Here is an 18275-nt window from a genome sequence, read left to right as displayed (position 1 = left end):
CATGAAGACCCTGTCCATCTCGACCCTGACGATCTGCGGCATTGATGAATTGCCCGGCAACAGCGCCCGCGAGGTGACGCATGTGCTGTCCGTGCTCGATCCCGATCGGGCCGAGATCGACGCCTTCGGGACCTATGGCGAGCACCAGCGCGTCACATTGCGCTTCCACGATATCATCGACCCGCAGCCTGGCCAGACCATGCCGACGCCGGAACATGTCGGCGAGATCATCAGCTTCGGCGATGGCCTGCGCGGGACCGCGGCAGGCCGCGTGAAGGGCCATCTGCTGGTACATTGCCATATGGGCATCTCGCGCTCGACGGCGGCGATGATGACCTTGATGGCGCAGGCCGATGCGGCCGAGGACGAGGATGCGCTGTTCGCGCGCCTGCGCGAGATCCGCCCGCAGGCCTGGCCGAATTCGGTGATGATCGGCTTCGCGGACGAGCAGCTCGGGCGCAAGGGCCGGCTGACGCAGGCGCTGCGGCGGCACTACGCGCACCAGATCGAGGTGCAGCCCAAGTTCCGCACCTGGATGAACGATCTCGGCCGCAAGCGCGAGATCGAGATGGGTCTCACGCCCTGAGGCAGCCATCACGCCCGGACTTGACCCGGGCGCGATAGGGGCGACTGGCTCACCGCCCCGGCAGCGGCTGCTCCTCGTAGGAGAGTTCGCGGTCGCCCGGCCATTTGATGCGGTAGGCGAGCTTGATCTCCTTCTCGGCGCCTCCTGCGAGATCGAAGGTCCATGAGGCGACGCCGCGCCGGTCGCCGACCTGCTTCTCGGTCGGCGGCGTGGTCTGGGCCGCTATCGTCTCGACCGTGATTCCGCTGCTCTCCGAGAACGGGATGCGCTCCAGCACGGTGATCTTGACCGGCTTCGCGTGCAGGCTCTTCACCACCGTGCGGAACTCGCGCAGGTCGGTGCGGGTCTGGCCGAGCCAGCTCGGCTCGTTCTCACGGCGCTTCACCGGCGCGAAACTGACCTTGATCCGGTCATCGGCGCCGAAGCCGAGCTCGACCTTGTCGCCGGGTGCGACCAGCCCGAACTGGCCCATGCCGATATAGGTGCCGTCGCGATGCAGCGCGACGCGGCCGGAGAGCAGCGGCGCTTCCTCCTCATGGACGAAGCCGGCCTCCAGATAAGCCTTCTGCTCCAGCTCCGGCACGGTGCGGGCGGACAACGTCGCTTCCGCCTTGCGCTGGGTCAGAGTCACCGTTTTCGAACTGCCGTCCTGCGGGATCGATGCGCGGCCGGGCACCTGGAAATTCGCCTGATAGGCCCCGGCCTCGATCGTCGCGACCTGGATTTCGGCCGGCTTGGGCGCCGCCGAGCGCTGCGACTGCTTGGCGAGGGCGTCCGCCGTCGCCTCGGCCTCTGCCTTCGCCCGGGCCGCCGCCATCGGAGCGGGGGCCGCACCGAGGCGCGGGCGGCTTTCATACACGACCGGCGGCTCGAAGAAGGCTACCTGCATCGGGGTGAGCTCGGGCGCGCGGGTGCCGCCGGCCGACCGCGTGGTCGAGAGCGAAAGCGCGACATCGTCCCAGGCCTCGCCCGTGCGCTGGCGAATTTCGGCACGGCGCGTCAAGGCGATTTCCGGCTTCTCGCCGGTCGTGGTCAGGCGAGCCTCGTAGGTCGGGGTCCAGTTCGCGCCGGTGACGCGATAGGTCACGGTGAACTCGGCCGCGACCGGCTGCGGCGCCTCGATGGCGATGGCGACGTCGCGCTTCGGCGCGCCGGGGCGACCGGCCTGCGGGCGGGCGCGCTCCAGCGAAGCGATCTCGGCTTCGACATCGGAGAGGCGGTTGCGGGTGCCGCGCAATTCGTCCTGGACCTTGACCAGCGCGGTGCCGATCGCCTCGAACACCGCCGGCCAATCGGCGACGGGCAGGGCCTTGCCATCCGGGCCGAGCTTGTCGGGACCGACCTGCGCGAAGCGTTCGATCGTGGCGCGCTTCGCCTCGATCGCGCCGATCTGGCCGGAGAGCTTCTCCTTCTCGTCGCGCAGGGTCCTGAGCTTCTCTTCCAGCACCGTGTCGAGCACGGGCCTGGCGTCGCCGGGCGTGACGCGGACATCGACGGCGCCGACCGAGAACGTGCCGTCACCCTTGCCTTCGACGCGGATCGAGGCGGGGTCGATCGTCGCCGGCAGGCCGCGCAGGACGATCTGCGAGGCGCCCTGCAGCAGTTCGGCCTTGCCGAGCCGCGTCACCACGGCCCCGTCCGGAAAGACCGTGACACGGTCGATCCGGCTCGACAATTCGGTCTCGGCGGCGCTGGCGAGGCCGGGTGCCAGAATCAGGGCGGCGGCAATATGGCTTCGCATCGAAATCATTCCCTCCGGATCGCAATCACGTCGTCGTGATAGACACCACCGAATCCGGCGTGTCCAAGGCGGAATTGGGCCGGAATGCGGATAGCCGAGGCGGGTGCCGGAAGCGTCCTGCGTTTGCAGGAGCGCTTCAGCGATCGAAGCCGGGCGAAACGCTCAATGGCCGGGATGCAGGGCGTCGTTCAGATAGATGCAGGCGAGCACGGTGAAGACATAGGCCTGCAGCACCGCGACCATGAACTCGAAGGCGGTGAGTGCGACCGTCATCAGCAGCGGGAGCGGCGCGAGCAAGGAATAGCCCGCGCCGGCGGCGAGCAGTGCCGCGACGAAGCTGCCGAAGACCTTGAGCGCGATATGGCCGCCGAGCAGGTTGGCGAAGAGGCGCAGGCTCAGCGAGATCGGCCGCGACAGGAAGGAGACGATCTCGATCAGCGTGATGAAGGGTAAAAGCCATTTCGGCACGTCCGACGGCACGAAGAGCCTGAGGAAACCGAAGCCGTGGCGCAGCACGCCGAAGCCGATGACCGTCGCCATCACCAGCATGGCGAGCGCGAAGGTCACGACGATATGGCTGGTGACGGTGAAGGCGCCGGGAACCATGCCGAACAGGTTGAGCACCAGCACGAACATGAAGAGCGAGAAGATCAGAGGCAGGAAGCGCTGACCCTCGCGGCCGGTCGCATCGGTCAGGGTCTTCGCGACGAATTCGTAGAGCATCTCGGCAAGCGCCTGGGTGCGGCCGGGAACGATGGCGCGCGAGCGCGTCGCGAGGATCAGTCCGCCGGCGATCGCGGCGGTGGCGAGGCTCATCATCAGGGCTGCGTTGGTGAAGCCGAGATCGAGCCCGCCGACACGGAACGGAATGAGAGTCTTGACGATGAACTGATCGCTGGGATTGGCCAAGGCGAAGGCCTCCGCTCACGGGGTTGCGCGACGGCGCGGAAGATTCCGCGTCGTGGGGCCGTCCCCTGTGAGGTTGCGAAGGCCGCGGGTCGTCCCGGGGCCCGGCCTGCCTAGAAGGCGCCAGCCGCTTTGGCAAGTGCGGCCGTCAGCTCGCGGAAAGCTTCATCATGACGAGGCCGGAAACGATCAGCGCCGCGGCTGCGATGCGCATCGGCGTCAGCGCCTCGCCGAGCACGATGACGCCGACGAGGAAGGCGCCGACGGCGCCGATACCGGTCCAGATCGTATAGGCCGTACCGAGCGGCAGAGAGCGCATCGCCAGCGAGAGCAGGGCGAAGCTGCCGATCATCGTGACGATGGTGATCGCCGTCGGCACCGGGCGCGTGAAGCCGTCCGACTGCTTCATGGTGAAAGCCCAGACGATCTCGAGAATGCCGGCGGAAAACAGATAGAGCCACGCCATCGCGGTCCCCCATGGTTCGCCGGGTCGTCCCGGCACATTGCCCAGGTTGGGGGAGGTCGTGGCCTCGCGGGTGCTTAGGTAGCCACCCGAGACCCCGATGGCAAGGCTGCGGATTTGCCGCGTTTCAAGGAAGCGGGTCATCCCGGACGGAGCGAAGCGGAGATCCGGGATCCATGCCTGAACCTTGATCGGAGGCGTTCCGGAATGGATCCCGGGTCAAGCCCGGGATGACCCGCGTGGATCCTAAGCTTCTTTGTCGACGCGACTCGTGACGTCGCGGGACGGAGCAGGCTCAGGCCCGTCCGCGGGCGCTGGCATGCGGCTTGACGCGATGCTCCATGAAGTTGCGCAGTTCGGTGACGCGACGCTCGGCATCGAGCACCTCGCGGTCGAGGCCATGCGCCCAGGCGAGATCCTGCCGGCCGGGCTCGGCATCGAGCGTCAGCATGTCGTCGAGCCAGGCTTTCGCGGAAGCCTCGTCCTTGCGGAAGCCTTCCTTGATCATGAGCGGCACCCGGCGGTCGAGGATCGCGACGATCTGCTTCAGCGAGAATTCGGGATGGTACTGCACGCCCCAGAAGGTGCCGCCATTATGTCTGATCTCGGCGGCCTGCACCTGGCTGTAGGCGTTGGAGGCGAGGATCGTCGTGCCGTGAGCGGGCAGGGCTATGGTGTCGAGATGGATCGCAGGCGCATCGAAGGCGGCCGGGCGGCTGGCGAGCAGGGCGTGGCTGCGGCCGGCCTCGGTCGGCGTGATCTTGCGGGCGAAGCCGGTCTCGCGGCCCTTGGGATTGGCGGCGACGGTGCCGCCGGCCGCGACGGAGCCGATCTGGATGCCCCAGCAGGAACCGAAGCAGGGTGTGCCGCTGGCATAGATCGCGCGCATCAGGTCGATCTGACGGGTCACCGGCGGGGCGGTGTCGTAGATGTGCAGGGCCGAGCCGGTCAGGAAGATGCCGTCGTAGGATTCGAGCCCTTCGCCGTCGGGGAGGTTGGCGCCCTCGTCGGCCGGCAGGCAGATATCGGAGACGATGCCCGGCTCGATCGCCGCGATCTCGGCCGCATAGGCCTCGCCATAGGCCATGCCATAGGACTGGCGCAGCCCCTCGCGGGTGTCGCGCATATTGCCGTCGACAAAGAGCAGGCGGAGCGGGCGGGCGCTGGTTTCGATCATCTGGGACGTTCCGCAGGAATGCGCAGGGCGACGGGCAGGTGTGCGCCCGATCTCATATGAGCCGGGTACACGCAAGGGTATTGCAAGGGTCCTTTCTCGCAACAGGGCGGAAACGTGCACCCTACCCAGACCTGGCTGCAACGCGCCTGGGGCAATGCCTACCTGCTGATGGTGTTGACCACCCTGATGTGGGGCGGCAACGCCGTGGCGAGCCGGCTCGCCGTCGACAACATCCCGCCGATGATGCTGACCTCGCTGCGCTGGGTGGCAGTCTGCGCCGTCATGCCCTGGCTGCTGCGCGACCAGTTGCGCACGCATTGGCCGGTGCTGTGCGCGCATTGGCGGCTCGTCGCCGTGCTCGGCACGCTCGGTTTCACCACCTTCAACACGCTGATGTATCTCGCGGCTTATTCGACCAGCGCGATCAATATCGGCATTCTACAGGGCTCGATCCCGGTCTTCGTGCTGATGGGGGCCTTTCTGGTTTTCCGTACCAGGATCACGCTGATGCAGGGGATCGGCGTCGCGGTGACCCTTCTCGGCGTCGCGGTCACGGCGAGCCGGGGCGACATCCACACCCTCATGGCTTTCCGCTTCGTGCCGGGCGACCTGCTGATGATCATGGCTTGCGTACTCTATGCCGGCTTCACCGTCGGTGTGCGCAAGCGGCCGCCGGTGCCGGGCCTCGTCTTCTTCACCGCGATGGCCAGCTTCGCCTGCGTCGCGTCGCTGCCTCTGCTCGCGATCGAGGCCGCGCTCGGCTACTCCTATATCCCGACGCTGCAGGGCTGGCTGATCCTCGCCTTCACGGTGATCTTTCCGTCGATCGTCTCGCAATTGTCCTTCATGCGGGCGATCGAACTGATCGGGCCGGGGCGGGCCGGGGTCTTCGTCAATCTCGTGCCGGTCTTCGCGCCGATCCTGGCCGTGCTGATCATCGGCGAACCCTTCGGGCTCTATCACGCGCTGGCGCTCGCCCTCGTGCTTGGCGGCATCTTCATCGCCGAGCGGCTGGGGCGGTAGGACCTCAGCGCAGTGCCGAGACCGCGAGCCGCGCCACATCCGCCAGCGCCGCCTCCCGCTCCCTGGCGTCGGCGCGCGAGCCTGCGAGATAGGTAACGATGACGAAACGGCGGCCGTCCGGCAGGGTGGCGATGCCGATGTCGTTGGTGGCGTGGTTGATGCCGTCGGTGGTGAGGCCGAGGCCGGTGCGATGGGCGAAGCGGGTGCCCGCCGGCAGGCCGGCCTTGAGCCGGTCGGTGCCGATCTTCGATTCCGAGACGATCTTCTCGATGAAGGCGGTGTGGGCGGGGTCGCGCAGCCAGTTGCCCTTGGCGAAGGCCTCGAGGAACTGCGCGCTCGCTTCCGGGGTCGCGGCATCGCGCCTGTCCTTGAGCGCGTTCGACAGGGCGCCGATGCGCAGGCGCGGCCGCATCGCCCTGAGTTCGGCGCGGAAGGCCTGCTCGTCCACGACCTCGTCCCAGCCGAAGCCCTTGAGTCCGTAGATTTCCGGTTGGAGCTGGCGCTCGTAACGGTCGATCGACATGCCGGTGATGCCGCCATCGCGCAGCATCCTGGTCACCACCTGCGGCCCGCCGATCTCGCGCATCAGCAGGTCGGCGGCGGTGTTGTCGCTCTCGCCGGCAGCGAGCCGGATCAGTTCGCGCAGCGGATAGTCGTTGCGCTCGCCCTTGAAGGTCTTGGCGAGCGGGCTGTGGAAGAGCGAGAAATCCTTGCGGGTCACCGTGATCGGCTGGTCGAGCCTGAACTTCCCGGCCTCGACCTGCTGGAGCACCGCGACCGCCAGCGGCAGCTTGAAGACGCTCTGCATCGGGAAAGTCTCGGCGCCGCGATGCGACCAGAGCTTGCGGTCGCGCAGGTCCATGAGCGCGACGCCGAGGCGGCCCTTGGACGCCCGTTCGATGTCCTCGATTGCTCGGTCGAGCTTGTCGCGATCCCAGTCGGCGAAGGCCGGAGTTGCCGCAAGGAAGGCGAGGGCCGCGGCGGCGAGGCGAAGGCGGGCAGACATGGACATCCCCTGTGGCAGGCACCACAGGGGACGAGAATTGCGGCGGCGCTGGGGCGCCGAACCGGCGGCTCAGAACTTCAGGCGGCGGGCGCGCTTGACCATCGGGATCGCGTGGATCCTGTCGAGCAGTTCGTCCGAGATCGGCTCGTCGACCGCGACATAGCAGATCGCGTCGCCGCCGGGCTTGTCGCGGCCGAGCGCGAAGGTCGCGACGTTGACGCCGGCAGCGCCGAGCAGCGAGCCGAACTGGCCGATGAAGCCCGGCTTGTCGGCATTGCGGACATAGAGCATATGCGGCGCGAACTCGGCGTCGACCTGGATGTCGCGGATCTCGACGATGCGCGGCTTGCCGTCATGGAAGACGGTGCCGGAGGCATGGCGCGGCATGTCCTCGGCCTCGACGACGATGCGGATGACGCTTTCGAGATTGCCGGCGACCTCGCGGGTCAATTCCTCGACGACGATGCCTTTCTCCTTCGCCACCATGGCCGCGTTGACCATGTTGATCTCGGGCAGGAAGGGCCTGAGCACGCCGGTGATCGCGGCAGCCGAGATCGCCTTGAGGTTCAGGCTCGCGACCGCGCCCTCGTACTCGATGCGGATGCCCTTGACCGGCGCCTCGGTGAGCTGGCCGAGGAAGGAGCCGAGCTTCTCCGCGAGATCGACGAAGGGCTTCACCCGCGGCGCTTCTTCCGCCGTGATCGAGGGGAAGTTCACCGCGTTGGTGATCGCGCCCTTGAGCAGGTAGTCGCTCATCTGCTCGGCGACCTGCAGGGCGACATTCTCCTGCGCCTCGTTGGTGGAGGCGCCGAGATGCGGCGTGCAGACCACGTTCTCCAGCCCGAAGAGCGGGTTCGTCTCGGCCGGCTCCTGCGAGAACACGTCGAAGGCGGCGCCGGCGACATGGCCGGACTTGATCAGCTCCGCCAGCGCCTGCTCGTCGACGAGGCCGCCGCGGGCGCAGTTGATGATGCGCACGCCCTTCTTGGTCTTGGCGAGGTTCTCGGCCGAGAGGATGTTCTTCGTCTTCTCGGTCATCGGCACGTGCAGCGTGATGAAGTCCGAGCGCTTCAGCAGGTCGTCCAGCTCGACCTTCTCGACGCCGAGCGCGACCGCGCGCTCCGGCGAGAGATAGGGATCATAGGCGATGACGCGCATCTTCAGGCCGATGGCGCGCTCGGCGACGATCGAGCCGATATTGCCGGCGCCGATGAGACCCAGCGTCTTGGCCGTGATCTCGACGCCCATGAAGCGGTTCTTCTCCCACTTGCCGGCCTGGGTCGAGATATCGGCCGAGGGGATCTGGCGGGCGAGAGCGAACATCATGGCGATGGCGTGCTCGGCGGTGGTGATCGAGTTGCCGAAGGGCGTGTTCATCACGATCACGCCGCGCGCGGTCGCCGCGGGGATCTCGACATTGTCGACGCCGATGCCGGCGCGGCCGATGACCTTGAGGTTCGTCGCCTGCTCCAGCAGCTTGGCGGTCGCCTTGGTGGCCGAGCGGATGGCGAGGCCGTCATACTCGCCGATGATGCTGGCCAGCTTGTCCTTGTCCTTGCCGAGGTTCGGATCGAAGGTCACGTCGATGCCGCGATCCCTGAAGATCTGGACGGCGGCGGGGGAGAGGGCGTCGGAAATCAGGACCTTTGGTGCGGGCATGGGAGGCTCCGGCTGGCGCCGCGCTGCACAGGGAGCGGTCTGGCGCATGAACTCGATGAACAGGAAAATGCGCTGGTCATCCCGGGCGACCGAAGGGAGACCCGGGATCCATGCCGGAACGGTTCAGGCTTGGATCCCGGATCGGCGCCGCTCACGCGGCTTGTCCGGGATGACGGCGCGTTGGTGGAAAGCGCCTTACGCCGCCTTCTTGCCGAGCCCGGCCTTCGCCTCGGCGAAGGCATAGGCGATCCACGGCATCAGCGCCTTGAGGTCGCGCGACTGGACGGTCGCGCCGCACCAGATGCGCAGGCCGGGAGGGGCGTCGCGGTAATGGCCGAGGTCGTAGCCGGCGCCGGCCTTCTCGATGATCGAAACGACCTGCTTGGCGAAGGCCGCCTGCGCGTCCGGCGCCAGTGCCGTCACGGCCGGGTCGGTGAACTTCAGGCACACGCTCGTGTTGGAGCGCGTCTTCGGCTTCACGGCCAGGAAGTCGATCCAGTCGTTCTCGCGCACGAACTTGGCGATGACGCGGGCATTGCCGTCGGCGCGCTTCACCAGGCCGTCGAGCCCGCCGACCTTTTGGGCCCATTCCAGTGCGTCGATATAGTCCTCGACCGCGAGCATGGAGGGGGTGTTGATGGTCTCGCCGGTGAAGATGCCCTCGATCAGCTTGCCGCCCGAGGTCATGCGGAAGATCTTCGGCAGCGGCCAGGCCGGCTTGTAGCTTTCGAGCCGGGCGACGGCGCGGGGCGAGAGCACGATCATGCCATGCGCGGCCTCGCCGCCGAGCACCTTCTGCCAGGAGAAGGTGACGACATCGAGCTTTGGCCAGTCGAGGCGCTGGGCGAAGGCGGCGGAGGTGGCGTCGCAGATGGTCAGCCCTTCGCGATCGTCAGCGATCCAGCTCGCGTCGACGACGCGCACGCCCGAGGTGGTGCCGTTCCAGGTGAAGACGACGTCGCGGTTCCTGGTGTCGACCTTCCTGAGGTTCGGCAACTCGCCATAGGGGGCGTCGAAGGTGCGGACATCGGCGAGCTTGAGCTGCTTGACGACATCGGTGACCCAACCGGCGCCGAAGCTCTCCCAGCTGACCATGTCGACGCCGCGGGCGCCCAACAAGGACCAGAGCGCCATCTCGACGGCGCCGGTATCGGAGGCCGGCACGATGCCGATGCGGTAATCGGCGGGAACGGCAAGCACCTCGCGCGTCAGGTCGATCGCGCGCTTGAGCTTGTCCTTGCCGATCTTGGCGCGGTGCGAGCGGCCGAGCGGGGCGTCGGAGAGGTTCTTGAGGGCCCAGCCGGGGCGCTTGGCGCAGGGGCCGGACGAGAAATTAGGCACGCGCGGACGCGTGGTCGGTACGGTATTCGCCATCGATGTCTCCATCCTTACAGATGGGCGCGCCCCGTTGGGGGGGCGTGTCCCGTCGATGGGGGTAGGATGGGAGGGCGGGGGGAGTCAAGGTGTATACGTGGAAACACATGTTTACTAAAGGTTGTGATCTAGGGAGCGATTCGAGTGACGCTGGCCGAGGGGACCATGTCAGAACCACTTAATCTCGTTGAACAAGTTCGAATCGCAGTCTCGCTCGCCGAGGGCCAATTTCGGGAATTCAAGAGCGCCTTGGAGGGGCCTCCCCAAAGTAAGATTAAGCGCAAGGTTAGAGACATCTGTGTCGATATCTCTGAGGCTCTTGTTGGCTTCGCAAACGCTGATGGCGGTGAAATAATTATTGGAGTTGAAGATGATGGCTCCATCACTGGCGTGAATGATTTTTCAGAAGAGGAGATATCGAGGCTAAAAAAATCTCCGGTAAGTCATGTTCATCCTGACACGCCACTGCAGTCTGTTTTGGCGCGCGATATAATTATTGACGGCTTGAAGGTTATCTATTTTCGTATATCAAAAAGTACAAAATATGTTCATTTGACATCAGACGGTAGGTGTTTACGAAGGAACGACCTCGAAACTATACCCGTCTCAGCAGAGAGATTGCAGTTTGATCGTCAAGAGGTCTTTTCGCGCGAGTATGATCGGGAGTTTATTGATGGTGCTTCTGTTGCTGATTTGGACAGCGACCTCCTGAGGCTTGTTGCCGATCAGGTTTCTAAGGGAATTAGCATCGACCGCTGTTTACAGTATCTTGGTTTGGCCGAGTATGACGCTGGTACTGGGCTGCGATTGCGTCGCGCTGCCCTTCTTTTGTTCGCACGTAATCCAGATCGCTGGCACCCCAGGTCGCAAGTACGAATTCTAAAGGTAAATGGTATTAGCATCGGTGCTGGATCAAGTTATAATGTTACCGCTGACGAGACGATCAATAACAATCTTATAAAACTTCTTGACGAAGCGTGGGATCGTATTAGGCCTCACTTGGTCGAAACGAGATTTAATGAAGAAGCAAAATTTAAAACTACCTATATGTATCCCGAGATTGCGTGTCGTGAGTCGCTTGTTAATGCAATAGCTCATAGGGATTATTCAGACGAAGGTCGAGGAATTGAGATATACATATATAATGACCGGATAGAGACAAAGAATCCGGGTGGATTATTATCCTCAATCTCGGTTAAGGACCTCGAGGAACTTCGGGGCGTACATCAATCAAGGAATTCCTATGTTGCTCGTTGCTTGCGCGAAATTGGTTTCATGCGCGAGCTTGGCGAAGGCATGATGCGCATATTCGAGATAATGAAAAGTAATGAGCTTTCTCCTCCCGAGATAATTAGCGATAGAAATTCATTTGTATTGGCCCTTCATCATCGGACTATGTATAATAGGGATGAAATACTTTGGATTGATCAATATTCCTCATTGAATCTTTCTTTGAAGGAGAAGGCTCTTATTCTTATGGGGCGATCTGGCGATTTGATATCTCCAAATGGTATTATTAGCCATCTTGGTATAGTAGACATCGAGAATTATCGTCAAATCATCCATTCTCTTCAGCAGAAGGGGATTTTGGAATCCGCCATTACAAAACATAAAGCTCAAAAAATTGCGTCAAAATCAAAAGTTGGTGTTAGGGACGTAAAACGTTTCCGAGTTAAGCCAGTTTCCGAAATTGAAACAAAAAGAAATCCGAGGAAGACGCAGGATAAAATTGCATTGTCGGATTTGTTGCCACAAAGTGGCGAGCTGTATGTTGCAAACATACCTTTAAATACGACCGATAGGGACATAATATTTGCTTTTAGAGATATCGGCCAGCCTGATGCGGTAAAAATCCCTCTAAATGGTTCCGTTACAAAAGGTTTTGCATTTGTTGAATATGAAGATAGGCGCTTAGCTGAAAAGGCACTGGGTGAGGTTATCACTTTGGGCGGCCGGCGGTTAAGCGTCCGATGGCGGAAGGTCCAGATGCCGAAACAAAAGGCAGTTGAATAAGCCGAGAGCTGCTTCACGCGAAGGCGAGTTTTCGGCGACGATTGCCGCATGACGCCTTCTTCCGGATGAAAGGCAGCGGTGGCGATGATTGTTGAAGATATAAGTGTCACTGCCGCCGCCGACGTACTTTGAGAAGGCTGCCCCCAATACATACCCTTCTCCCATACGGGAGAAAGGTTCTCCCCGCTCGATCTTGGCGACTGCGAAATTTTATCCCCGCCCTCCCGTGCCGCCTCTATCCTCACCCCACCTCGTCCCCGAGGGGCAGCCATCCGGAGGTATGCCGTTGGCGGGGCGGGGGCGGCGCCTGCGGGTGGGGTTACGACCCACTCCCGGGAGGCTTCGGGGCACCGCCCTGGGGGTACTACGGCCCCTGCGCGAGGAGCTTCGCTGGAACGGTCGGTGGCATCACGCCTTCGTCCCATGCCCGACGAGACGCGACAAGGCGATGAGCCGAACTGGCGTTGAAAGGGTTCGCGGCAAAGGATAGCCCCAGGCCCGATAAGCGCGGCCCGGAGACTTAAGAACGCCGGCAAGCGGAGCGCCACGGGGCGTGCGGATGGTGGCTCAATCCATCCGCGCCGCATCCTGGCTCAATGGAAGCGGCTTGGATAACCCCGCGCCTCGCGGCGCTCCGCTGCCCCTCATTTCGAAACCGCGGCGCGATCCGCGCGGGCGGGATTTTGGCGTGCGCTGGAACCGCGGGGAACCCCTCTCCCGCATCGAAGTCGGCTGTTGCCGACTTCGACACTTTGAGTGCTGATCTCGGGCAGGCCCGAGATCAGTGAGAGGGGCAGGGGTGAGGGACCGCCGCTGATCGCCTGAGTGAAGCGTGTGCCGCTGAGCCTTCTGCGGCAAGGGCACACCCTCATCCGGCGCTCCGCGCCACCTTCTCCCATCCGGGAGAAGGAAAGAGGCCGCGCCCTTCAATCCCCCGTCATGTTCATTTCGGCGTCGATCGCCTTCATCTTCGGATTGGCGGCGCAGAAGGCCCTGATCCTCTCCGCGACGCGGGCAGAATATTCGCTCTTGCGGTGGGCGCCGGATTTCAGCCAGTCGGCGCAGCTCTGCTCCCGGTCGGTGATCTGGGCGGTGGCCGGGGCGGCAATGAGGAGGCCGGCGACAGCGGCGAGCAAGGCGAGGCGGGGCATGGTCTGGTCCTGAACGGGCGGCCGTATTACGGGCTTAAGCCTCGGGCGCCGCTCCTGCTAAGGCATCGGACCGGAAAGGGGAATCCGCTTTTTCGGGAGAATCCGATGGGGCAGGCAGGGATCGGCATTTCGTGATAGGCAGCGGCTCGATCCGCTGGAGCCTTTCCGGCGAACATGGTTCGCCTCCAAAGCTCCAGTCTTTTGTTTTACGCAATTCCGGACGCAAAACCGCTTCGCATTTTTGCTGGAATTGCTTTGAGGTGAAGAGACCATGGCCAAGAAGACGCCCGAACAGCTCGCCCAGGAATTCGAGGGCCGCAAGGCCAAGGGGCTGGCCAAGGGCGGGGCGGCGTACTGGCCGAACATCATCGCCAATTCCGTGCTGAAGCTCACCCAGCAGCGGGCCGAGATCACGCCCGAGTCGCTGATCGAGATGATCGAGCGCGAAGCGCCGACGCTGGAGATCACGGTCCGGTCCGGCGCGGCTGAGGCTGTCGCGCGCCTGAAACAGGCCGTCGCCAAGGGTTCGTGAAGGCGCGCTTCAGCCCGGCTCGCCGGCGATGACGCCCTTGCGCAGCAGGAAGCAGCCATAGGGGCGGGGATCGCCGACCTGCACCACCGCGAAGGCCCGCCGCGCCTGATCGTAGAAGGCGAAGCGCTCGATGCCCGCGAGCGGCGTGGCGCGGCCGAGCGCGGTGTCGATCTCGGCCTGGACCGCGCGCTGCACCTCGGGGATCGCGGCGGCATCGCCGACCACTTCCATGCGCCTGACAGGCTCGGGCTCGAAATCGTCGATCGGCAGCACCGAGAGGATGGCGCGCGCGGCGCGCTGCATCGTCAGACCCGGCAGGCGGATCAGGCGGCCGCTGGTGGTGGCGCTGGCGATGGTTTCGGCGGGGTGGTTGGCATCGACCAGCGCGAGGTCGTCGCCATGGCCCATCGCGGCGAGCACCCAGAGCAGGTCGGCGGAGAGGACGGGGTCGAGGTTTTTCAGCATGACGGGCGGCGGCCCCTCTTCGTCAGGTAGATGCGGGCGGCGTTGCCGCCGAAGATCGCGGCGCGCTCGGCGCGTGTGAGCGTCGCGGTCAGGCGCTCGGCGGCAGCGATCCACTGGTCGTAGGTAGCGGCGAGCGTCGCGACGGGCCAGTCGCTGCCCCAGAGCAGGCGCTCCGGCCCGAAGCAGGCGATAAGCTGGGCGACGGCCGGTGCCAGCGTCGCCTCGCGCCAGCCGGGGCCGGCTTCGGTGACGAGGCCGGAGAGTTTGCAGGTGGTGTTCGGCCGCGCGGCCAGCGCCGCGATGCCGCCGCGCCAGGCGGAGAGGTCGGTGCCGGTCAGGTCCGGCTTGGCGCCGTGGTCGATGACGACGGGCAGCTCGGTCTCGCGCTCCAGCAGGGTGAGGAGGGCGGGGATCTGCGGCGGCTTCACCAGCGCGTCGAAGACGAGGCCGTGCTGTTTAAGTGCCGCGAAGGCGGGGGCAAGCGCGGGCTTTGCGAGCCAGCCGGGACCGGGGATGTCCTGCGCCATGGGGCGCAAGCCGACGAGCAGCGGGTCGGCGGCGAGCGCGGCGATGCGGGCGGGGGCGTCGGGTGCCTCGAAATCGGTCCAGCCGACGACACCGGCGATGAAGGGCGTGGCGGCGGCGAGCGCGAGCAGGTGATGCGTCTCGGCTTCGGTCGGGGCGGCCTGGACGAGGATGGTCGAGGCGATGTCGTGCTGGGCGAGCAGGGGCGCGAGATCGGCCGGCTCGAAATCGCGGTAAATCGGCTTCAGTCCCGGCTTCAGCCAGCCATAGTCGCCGCGGGAGAGCCGCCAGAAATGCTGGTGGGAATCGATGCGGGGCAGGCTCGTCACGGGCGGCTCTCGCAGAGGATCCGGCGGCGGGGTAGGCTGGTGCGGCGACACTATGTGCACGCCAACATGTTAGCTTGCAACCGGCCCGAAAGGAGATTAGCGTCCAGCCCGATCACGGATGCGGGAGGTGATGGTTGCCTCATGTTCCGCGCGCCATCAAAGGCCCGAAACGGGCCGTGTTCAAGTCCTGGGGAGGACGCCGATGACCGATAGCATTCTCAAGCCGACCCGCCGTGTCCTGTTGGCGGGCGGCGCCGCCGCGATCGCCTCGCCCTTCGTGCTGCGCAAGGCGCAGGCGCAAGGGGCGTTCGACTGGAAGAAATTCTCCGGCCAGACGATCGACGTGCTGCTGGTGAAGAACCCGCGCTCCGACCTGATGCAGGCGGCTGAGAAGGAGTTCACCGAGCTCACCGGTATCAAGGTCTCGGCCGAGCAGGTGCCGGAGCAGCAGCAGCGCCAGAAGGCGGTGATCGAGTTCGCCTCGGGCAAGCCGAGCTTCGACGTCAGCGGCATCTCCCTGCATGTGCAGAAGCGCATGGCGGCCAAGGGCAAGTGGTTCGAAAACCTCGAGCCCTTCATCAAGAACCCGTCGCTGACCGCGCCCGATTTCGATTTCGCCGATTTCGGCGCCGGCCCGGTCGCCTATGCGCGACAGGCCGACGGATCGCTCGACACGATCCCGTTCTTCGTCGACTACTGGATGATCTACTACAACAAGGAACTCTTCGACGCGAAGGGCGTGGCCTATCCGAAGACGATGGAGGAGATCTTCACCGTCGCGCAGAAGCTGCATGATCCCGCGAAGGGCGTCGCCGGCTTCGTCTCGCGCGGGCTGAAGAACGCGAACATTCCGGTCTGGACCTCGCTGATGCTCGGCCAGGGCATGGAGACGGTCTCGCCCGAGGGCAAGCTGCTGACCGATACGCCGGAAGCCGTCTGGGCGGGTGAGCTCTACAGGAAGCTCAACAAGGAGACCGGCCCGGTGGGGCAGGTCGGCTTCAACTGGAACGAGTGCCAGACGACGTTCATGCAGGGGCGGGCCGCGATGTGGCTCGACGGCATCGGCTTCGCCACGCCGCTGGAGGACCCGACCAAGTCGCGCATCGTCGGCAAGGTCGGCTATGGCGTGACGCCGCCGGGGCCGAAGGCGCACCATGCCGGCATGTTCGCCGACGGCATGGGCATCTCGCGCGGCTCCTCCAAGAAGGAGGCGGCCTGGCTCTATCTCCAGTTCATGACCAACAAGAAGAACCAGATCGCCATGCTCAAGGCCGGCGCCGGCGCGCCCGGCCGCTCCTCGGCCTATCTCGACACCGAGACGATCGCGCAGTCGAAGTTCGGCAAGCAGTATTTCGACTGCCTGCTGGCCTCGGCCAAGATCGCTCGCGCCGGCCTGCCGCAGATCGTGCCGGTGACCGAGTTCCGCGACGTGTTCGGCGTGGCGCTGACCAATGCGATCGGCGGCGCGGATGTCGCGGCCGAGTTGAAGAAGGCGACCGAGACCTTCGCGCCGGTGCTCGCCAAGAGCGAGCAGGGCTGAAGGCAACAAGCGTCATGGCCGGGCCTGACCCGGCCATCTCGTGACCAGTAGGCTCTCTTTCAAGAGATGCTCGGGGCAAGCCCGAGCATGACGGTTCCAGACGCATGACCAGCACGTCCCTGCCAGCCAGCATGCCGAGTACGACACGAGCGAGCGCGGCCGTGGCCTCGGCGGATTTCACGCCGCGCTACTGGCTGTTCTCGCTGCCGGCGGTGCTGGTGATCGCAGCGGTGATCGTGTTCCCCTGGCTGTTCACTCTCTACATGTCCGGGCAGGACTGGAAGATCGGCGGCGGGGTGGAGTTCGTCGGCCTCGGCAATTTCGCCGAGCTGATGAAGGATCAGCGCTTCATCGAGTCGATGGGGCATACGCTTTATTTCACCGTGCTTGCGGTGGTACTGCCGATCGTGTTCGGCACGGCGGCGGCGCTGGTCTTCCATCGCGAGTTTCCGATGCGGGGGGTGCTGCGGACGATCTTCGTCATGCCGATGATGGCGACGCCGGTCGCGGTCGCGCTGGTCTGGACGATGATGTTCCATCCGCAGCTCGGCGTGCTCAATTATCTGCTCTCGCTCGTCGGCATCGGGCCGTCCGGCTGGGTCTACGAGCCCTCGACGGTGATCCCGACACTGGTCATGGTCGAGGTTTGGCACTGGACGCCGCTGGTCATGCTGATCGTGCTCGGCGGCTTGGCCGGGCTGCCGCGAGAGCCTTACGAGTCCGCGCTGATCGACGGCGCCAACGACTGGCACATGTTCCGCCACATCACGCTGCCGCTGGTCTGGCCCTTCATCATGGTCGCGATCGTGATCCGCACCATCGATGCGCTGAAGGCCTTCGACACGATCTTCGTGATCACGCAGGGCGGACCGGGTACCGCGTCGGAGACGCTGAACATCTTCCTCTATCTGCAGGCCTTCCAGTTCTACAAGATCGGCTACGCTTCCGCCGTCGTGGTGATCTTCTTCGTCATCATCATCATGCTCTCGCTGCTTCTGCTCTATGCGCGGCAGAAGTCGAAGTGGAACGCGTGATGAACCGCACGCTCAAGAAAATCGGCTTCTGGGCCTCGGTCTTCGTGCTGGTCTCGCCGGCGGTGCTGGTCTTCCTCTGGATGATCTCGCTGTCGCTCAAGAACGAGCTCGACAACACCGCCTTCCCGCCGGTCTTCATCCCGAACCCGCCGACGCTGAAGAACTATGCCGACGTCTTCGCGCAGAATAATTTCGGGCTCTATCTCTGGAACTCGATCCTGGTCACGGGCGGGGCGGTGCTGCTCGGCCTGCTGGTCGGCGTGCCCGCTGGCTACGGCATCGCGCGCGGCAAGGCGCATAAGTTCGCGGTGCTGATCCTGGTCGCGCGGATGACGCCGGCCCTGTCCTACCTGATCCCGCTGTTCCTGCTGTTCCAGATCACAGGATTGGTCGGCTCCATTACGGCGCTGGTCATCACCCATCTCGTCATCACCATCCCGATCATCGTCTGGATCATGATCGGGTATTTCGAGAATGTGCCGATGGAGCTGGAGGATGCCTCGCGCATCGACGGCGCCACGACCTGGCAGGCTTTCCGTCATGTCGCGCTGCCGCTGGCGAAGCCCGGCATCGTCGTCGGCGGCATTCTCGCCTTCATCTTCTCGTGGAACAACTTCATCTTCTCGGTGGTGCTCGGCGGCAAGGCGAGCCGGACGCTGCCCTCGGCCGTCTACAACTCGCTGACCTTCGAGCAGATCTCCTGGGGGCCGCTCGCTGCGGCTGCGCTCCTGGTGACGCTGCCCGTGCTTCT

The 18275-nt window shown here is 64.5% G+C and carries 17 protein-coding genes; 7 read left to right on the top strand and 10 right to left on the bottom strand.

The window, feature by feature from the left end; all coding sequences use genetic code 11:
* Window position 1 precedes the first annotated feature (1 nt).
* The gene (locus J0I42_RS21845; RefSeq protein WP_291658013.1) at window positions 2–586 is read left to right on the top strand and encodes a tyrosine phosphatase family protein; all 585 of its coding nucleotides are present in this window, start codon (window positions 2–4) and stop codon (window positions 584–586) included.
* A 49-nt stretch (window positions 587–635) separates the two neighbouring features.
* Here the strand turns inward: J0I42_RS21845 and J0I42_RS21840 are convergent, their stop codons facing one another.
* From J0I42_RS21840 to J0I42_RS21825, 4 genes are all read right to left on the bottom strand, one after another.
* Window positions 636–2327, bottom strand: a complete 1692-nt coding sequence (locus J0I42_RS21840; RefSeq protein WP_291658011.1) for a mucoidy inhibitor MuiA family protein — start codon at window positions 2325–2327, stop codon at window positions 636–638.
* A gap of 162 nt (window positions 2328–2489) precedes the next feature.
* Window positions 2490–3236, bottom strand: a complete 747-nt coding sequence (locus tag J0I42_RS21835) for a F0F1 ATP synthase subunit A (RefSeq protein WP_291658009.1) — start codon at window positions 3234–3236, stop codon at window positions 2490–2492.
* Between the two features lie 145 nt (window positions 3237–3381).
* On the bottom strand, window positions 3382–3699 hold the full coding sequence (locus J0I42_RS21830; RefSeq protein WP_291658007.1) for a DMT family transporter: 318 nt from the start codon (window positions 3697–3699) through the stop codon (window positions 3382–3384).
* Window positions 3700–3991: 292 nt separating this feature from the next.
* Window positions 3992–4873, bottom strand: a complete 882-nt coding sequence (locus J0I42_RS21825; protein WP_291658005.1) for a type 1 glutamine amidotransferase — start codon at window positions 4871–4873, stop codon at window positions 3992–3994.
* Window positions 4874–4987: 114 nt separating this feature from the next.
* On the opposite strand from J0I42_RS21825, the gene J0I42_RS21820 reads away from it, so the two are divergent.
* Window positions 4988–5896 (top strand): DMT family transporter, encoded by a 909-nt coding sequence (locus J0I42_RS21820; RefSeq protein WP_291658003.1) that lies wholly within the window; start codon window positions 4988–4990, stop codon window positions 5894–5896.
* A 4-nt stretch (window positions 5897–5900) separates the two neighbouring features.
* Here J0I42_RS21820 and bla read toward each other — a convergent pair whose 3' ends face one another.
* The 3 genes from bla to J0I42_RS21805 all read right to left on the bottom strand — a co-directional run bounded on the left by bla (window position 5901) and on the right by J0I42_RS21805 (window position 9935).
* Window positions 5901–6902, bottom strand: a complete 1002-nt coding sequence (bla, locus tag J0I42_RS21815; protein ID WP_291658002.1) for a class A beta-lactamase — start codon at window positions 6900–6902, stop codon at window positions 5901–5903.
* Between the two features lie 69 nt (window positions 6903–6971).
* Window positions 6972–8561, bottom strand: coding sequence for a phosphoglycerate dehydrogenase (gene serA, locus J0I42_RS21810; protein ID WP_291658000.1), 1590 nt, complete (start codon window positions 8559–8561; stop codon window positions 6972–6974).
* Between the two features lie 195 nt (window positions 8562–8756).
* Complete coding sequence (locus J0I42_RS21805; protein ID WP_291657998.1) at window positions 8757–9935, bottom strand: phosphoserine transaminase; 1179 nt, start codon at window positions 9933–9935, stop codon at window positions 8757–8759.
* A 144-nt stretch (window positions 9936–10079) separates the two neighbouring features.
* Between J0I42_RS21805 and J0I42_RS21800 the strand changes: the two genes are divergently transcribed.
* Window positions 10080–11948 (top strand): ATP-binding protein, encoded by a 1869-nt coding sequence (locus J0I42_RS21800; RefSeq protein ID WP_291657995.1) that lies wholly within the window; start codon window positions 10080–10082, stop codon window positions 11946–11948.
* A gap of 926 nt (window positions 11949–12874) precedes the next feature.
* Here J0I42_RS21800 and J0I42_RS21795 read toward each other — a convergent pair.
* Entirely contained in the window at window positions 12875–13099 is a 225-nt protein-coding gene (locus J0I42_RS21795) for a hypothetical protein (RefSeq protein ID WP_291657993.1), read from the bottom strand.
* A gap of 271 nt (window positions 13100–13370) precedes the next feature.
* Between J0I42_RS21795 and J0I42_RS21790 the strand changes: the two genes are divergently transcribed.
* Window positions 13371–13631 carry a hypothetical protein gene (locus J0I42_RS21790; protein WP_291657991.1) on the top strand — a complete coding sequence of 87 codons (261 nt, stop codon included), beginning with the start codon at window positions 13371–13373 and terminating at the stop codon, window positions 13629–13631.
* A gap of 9 nt (window positions 13632–13640) precedes the next feature.
* Here the strand turns inward: J0I42_RS21790 and J0I42_RS21785 are convergent, their stop codons facing one another.
* The gene (locus J0I42_RS21785; protein ID WP_291657988.1) at window positions 13641–14096 is read right to left on the bottom strand and encodes an RbsD/FucU family protein; all 456 of its coding nucleotides are present in this window, start codon (window positions 14094–14096) and stop codon (window positions 13641–13643) included.
* Window positions 14090–14950 (bottom strand): amidohydrolase family protein, encoded by an 861-nt coding sequence (locus J0I42_RS21780; protein ID WP_366509862.1) that lies wholly within the window; start codon window positions 14948–14950, stop codon window positions 14090–14092. The genes J0I42_RS21785 and J0I42_RS21780 overlap by 7 nt, the downstream gene beginning before the upstream one ends.
* Window positions 14951–15152: 202 nt before the next feature.
* Here J0I42_RS21780 and J0I42_RS21775 point away from each other — a divergent pair, with 202 nt between their 5' ends.
* From J0I42_RS21775 to J0I42_RS21765, 3 genes are all read left to right on the top strand, one after another.
* Window positions 15153–16490, top strand: a complete 1338-nt coding sequence (locus J0I42_RS21775) for an ABC transporter substrate-binding protein (RefSeq protein WP_291657986.1) — start codon at window positions 15153–15155, stop codon at window positions 16488–16490.
* Window positions 16491–16594: 104 nt separating this feature from the next.
* A complete protein-coding gene (locus J0I42_RS21770; RefSeq protein ID WP_465247711.1) occupies window positions 16595–17524 on the top strand; it encodes a carbohydrate ABC transporter permease in 930 nt (309 codons plus the stop codon).
* A partial coding sequence (locus tag J0I42_RS21765) for a carbohydrate ABC transporter permease (protein ID WP_465247712.1) occupies window positions 17521–18275 on the top strand: 755 nt, incomplete at its 3' end. The genes J0I42_RS21770 and J0I42_RS21765, both read left to right, overlap by 4 nt.

Origin of the sequence: Allobosea sp., from assembly GCF_017308015.1 — a bacterium.
Lineage (GTDB): Bacteria > Pseudomonadota > Alphaproteobacteria > Rhizobiales > Beijerinckiaceae > Allobosea.
The sequence above is the reverse complement of the archived record's forward strand: the minus strand, read 5'-3'. Positions and strand labels throughout refer to the sequence as shown.

What these genes read in the sequence shown, in the direction of transcription:
- J0I42_RS21845 (WP_291658013.1), top strand. Translation starts at nt 2, where the DNA reads ATGAAGACCCTGTCCATCTCGACCCTGACGATCTGCGGCATTGATGAA.
- J0I42_RS21840 (WP_291658011.1), bottom strand. Translation starts at nt 2,327, where the DNA reads ATGCGAAGCCATATTGCCGCCGCCCTGATTCTGGCACCCGGCCTCGCC.
- J0I42_RS21830 (WP_291658007.1), bottom strand. Translation starts at nt 3,699, where the DNA reads ATGGCGTGGCTCTATCTGTTTTCCGCCGGCATTCTCGAGATCGTCTGG.
- J0I42_RS21825 (WP_291658005.1), bottom strand. Translation starts at nt 4,873, where the DNA reads ATGATCGAAACCAGCGCCCGCCCGCTCCGCCTGCTCTTTGTCGACGGC.
- bla (WP_291658002.1), bottom strand. Translation starts at nt 6,902, where the DNA reads ATGTCTGCCCGCCTTCGCCTCGCCGCCGCGGCCCTCGCCTTCCTTGCG.
- serA (WP_291658000.1), bottom strand. Translation starts at nt 8,561, where the DNA reads ATGCCCGCACCAAAGGTCCTGATTTCCGACGCCCTCTCCCCCGCCGCC.
- J0I42_RS21805 (WP_291657998.1), bottom strand. Translation starts at nt 9,935, where the DNA reads ATGGCGAATACCGTACCGACCACGCGTCCGCGCGTGCCTAATTTCTCG.
- J0I42_RS21795 (WP_291657993.1), bottom strand. Translation starts at nt 13,099, where the DNA reads ATGCCCCGCCTCGCCTTGCTCGCCGCTGTCGCCGGCCTCCTCATTGCC.
- J0I42_RS21790 (WP_291657991.1), top strand. Translation starts at nt 13,371, where the DNA reads ATGGCCAAGAAGACGCCCGAACAGCTCGCCCAGGAATTCGAGGGCCGC.
- J0I42_RS21785 (WP_291657988.1), bottom strand. Translation starts at nt 14,096, where the DNA reads ATGCTGAAAAACCTCGACCCCGTCCTCTCCGCCGACCTGCTCTGGGTG.
- J0I42_RS21775 (WP_291657986.1), top strand. Translation starts at nt 15,153, where the DNA reads ATGACCGATAGCATTCTCAAGCCGACCCGCCGTGTCCTGTTGGCGGGC.
- J0I42_RS21770 (WP_465247711.1), top strand. Translation starts at nt 16,595, where the DNA reads ATGACCAGCACGTCCCTGCCAGCCAGCATGCCGAGTACGACACGAGCG.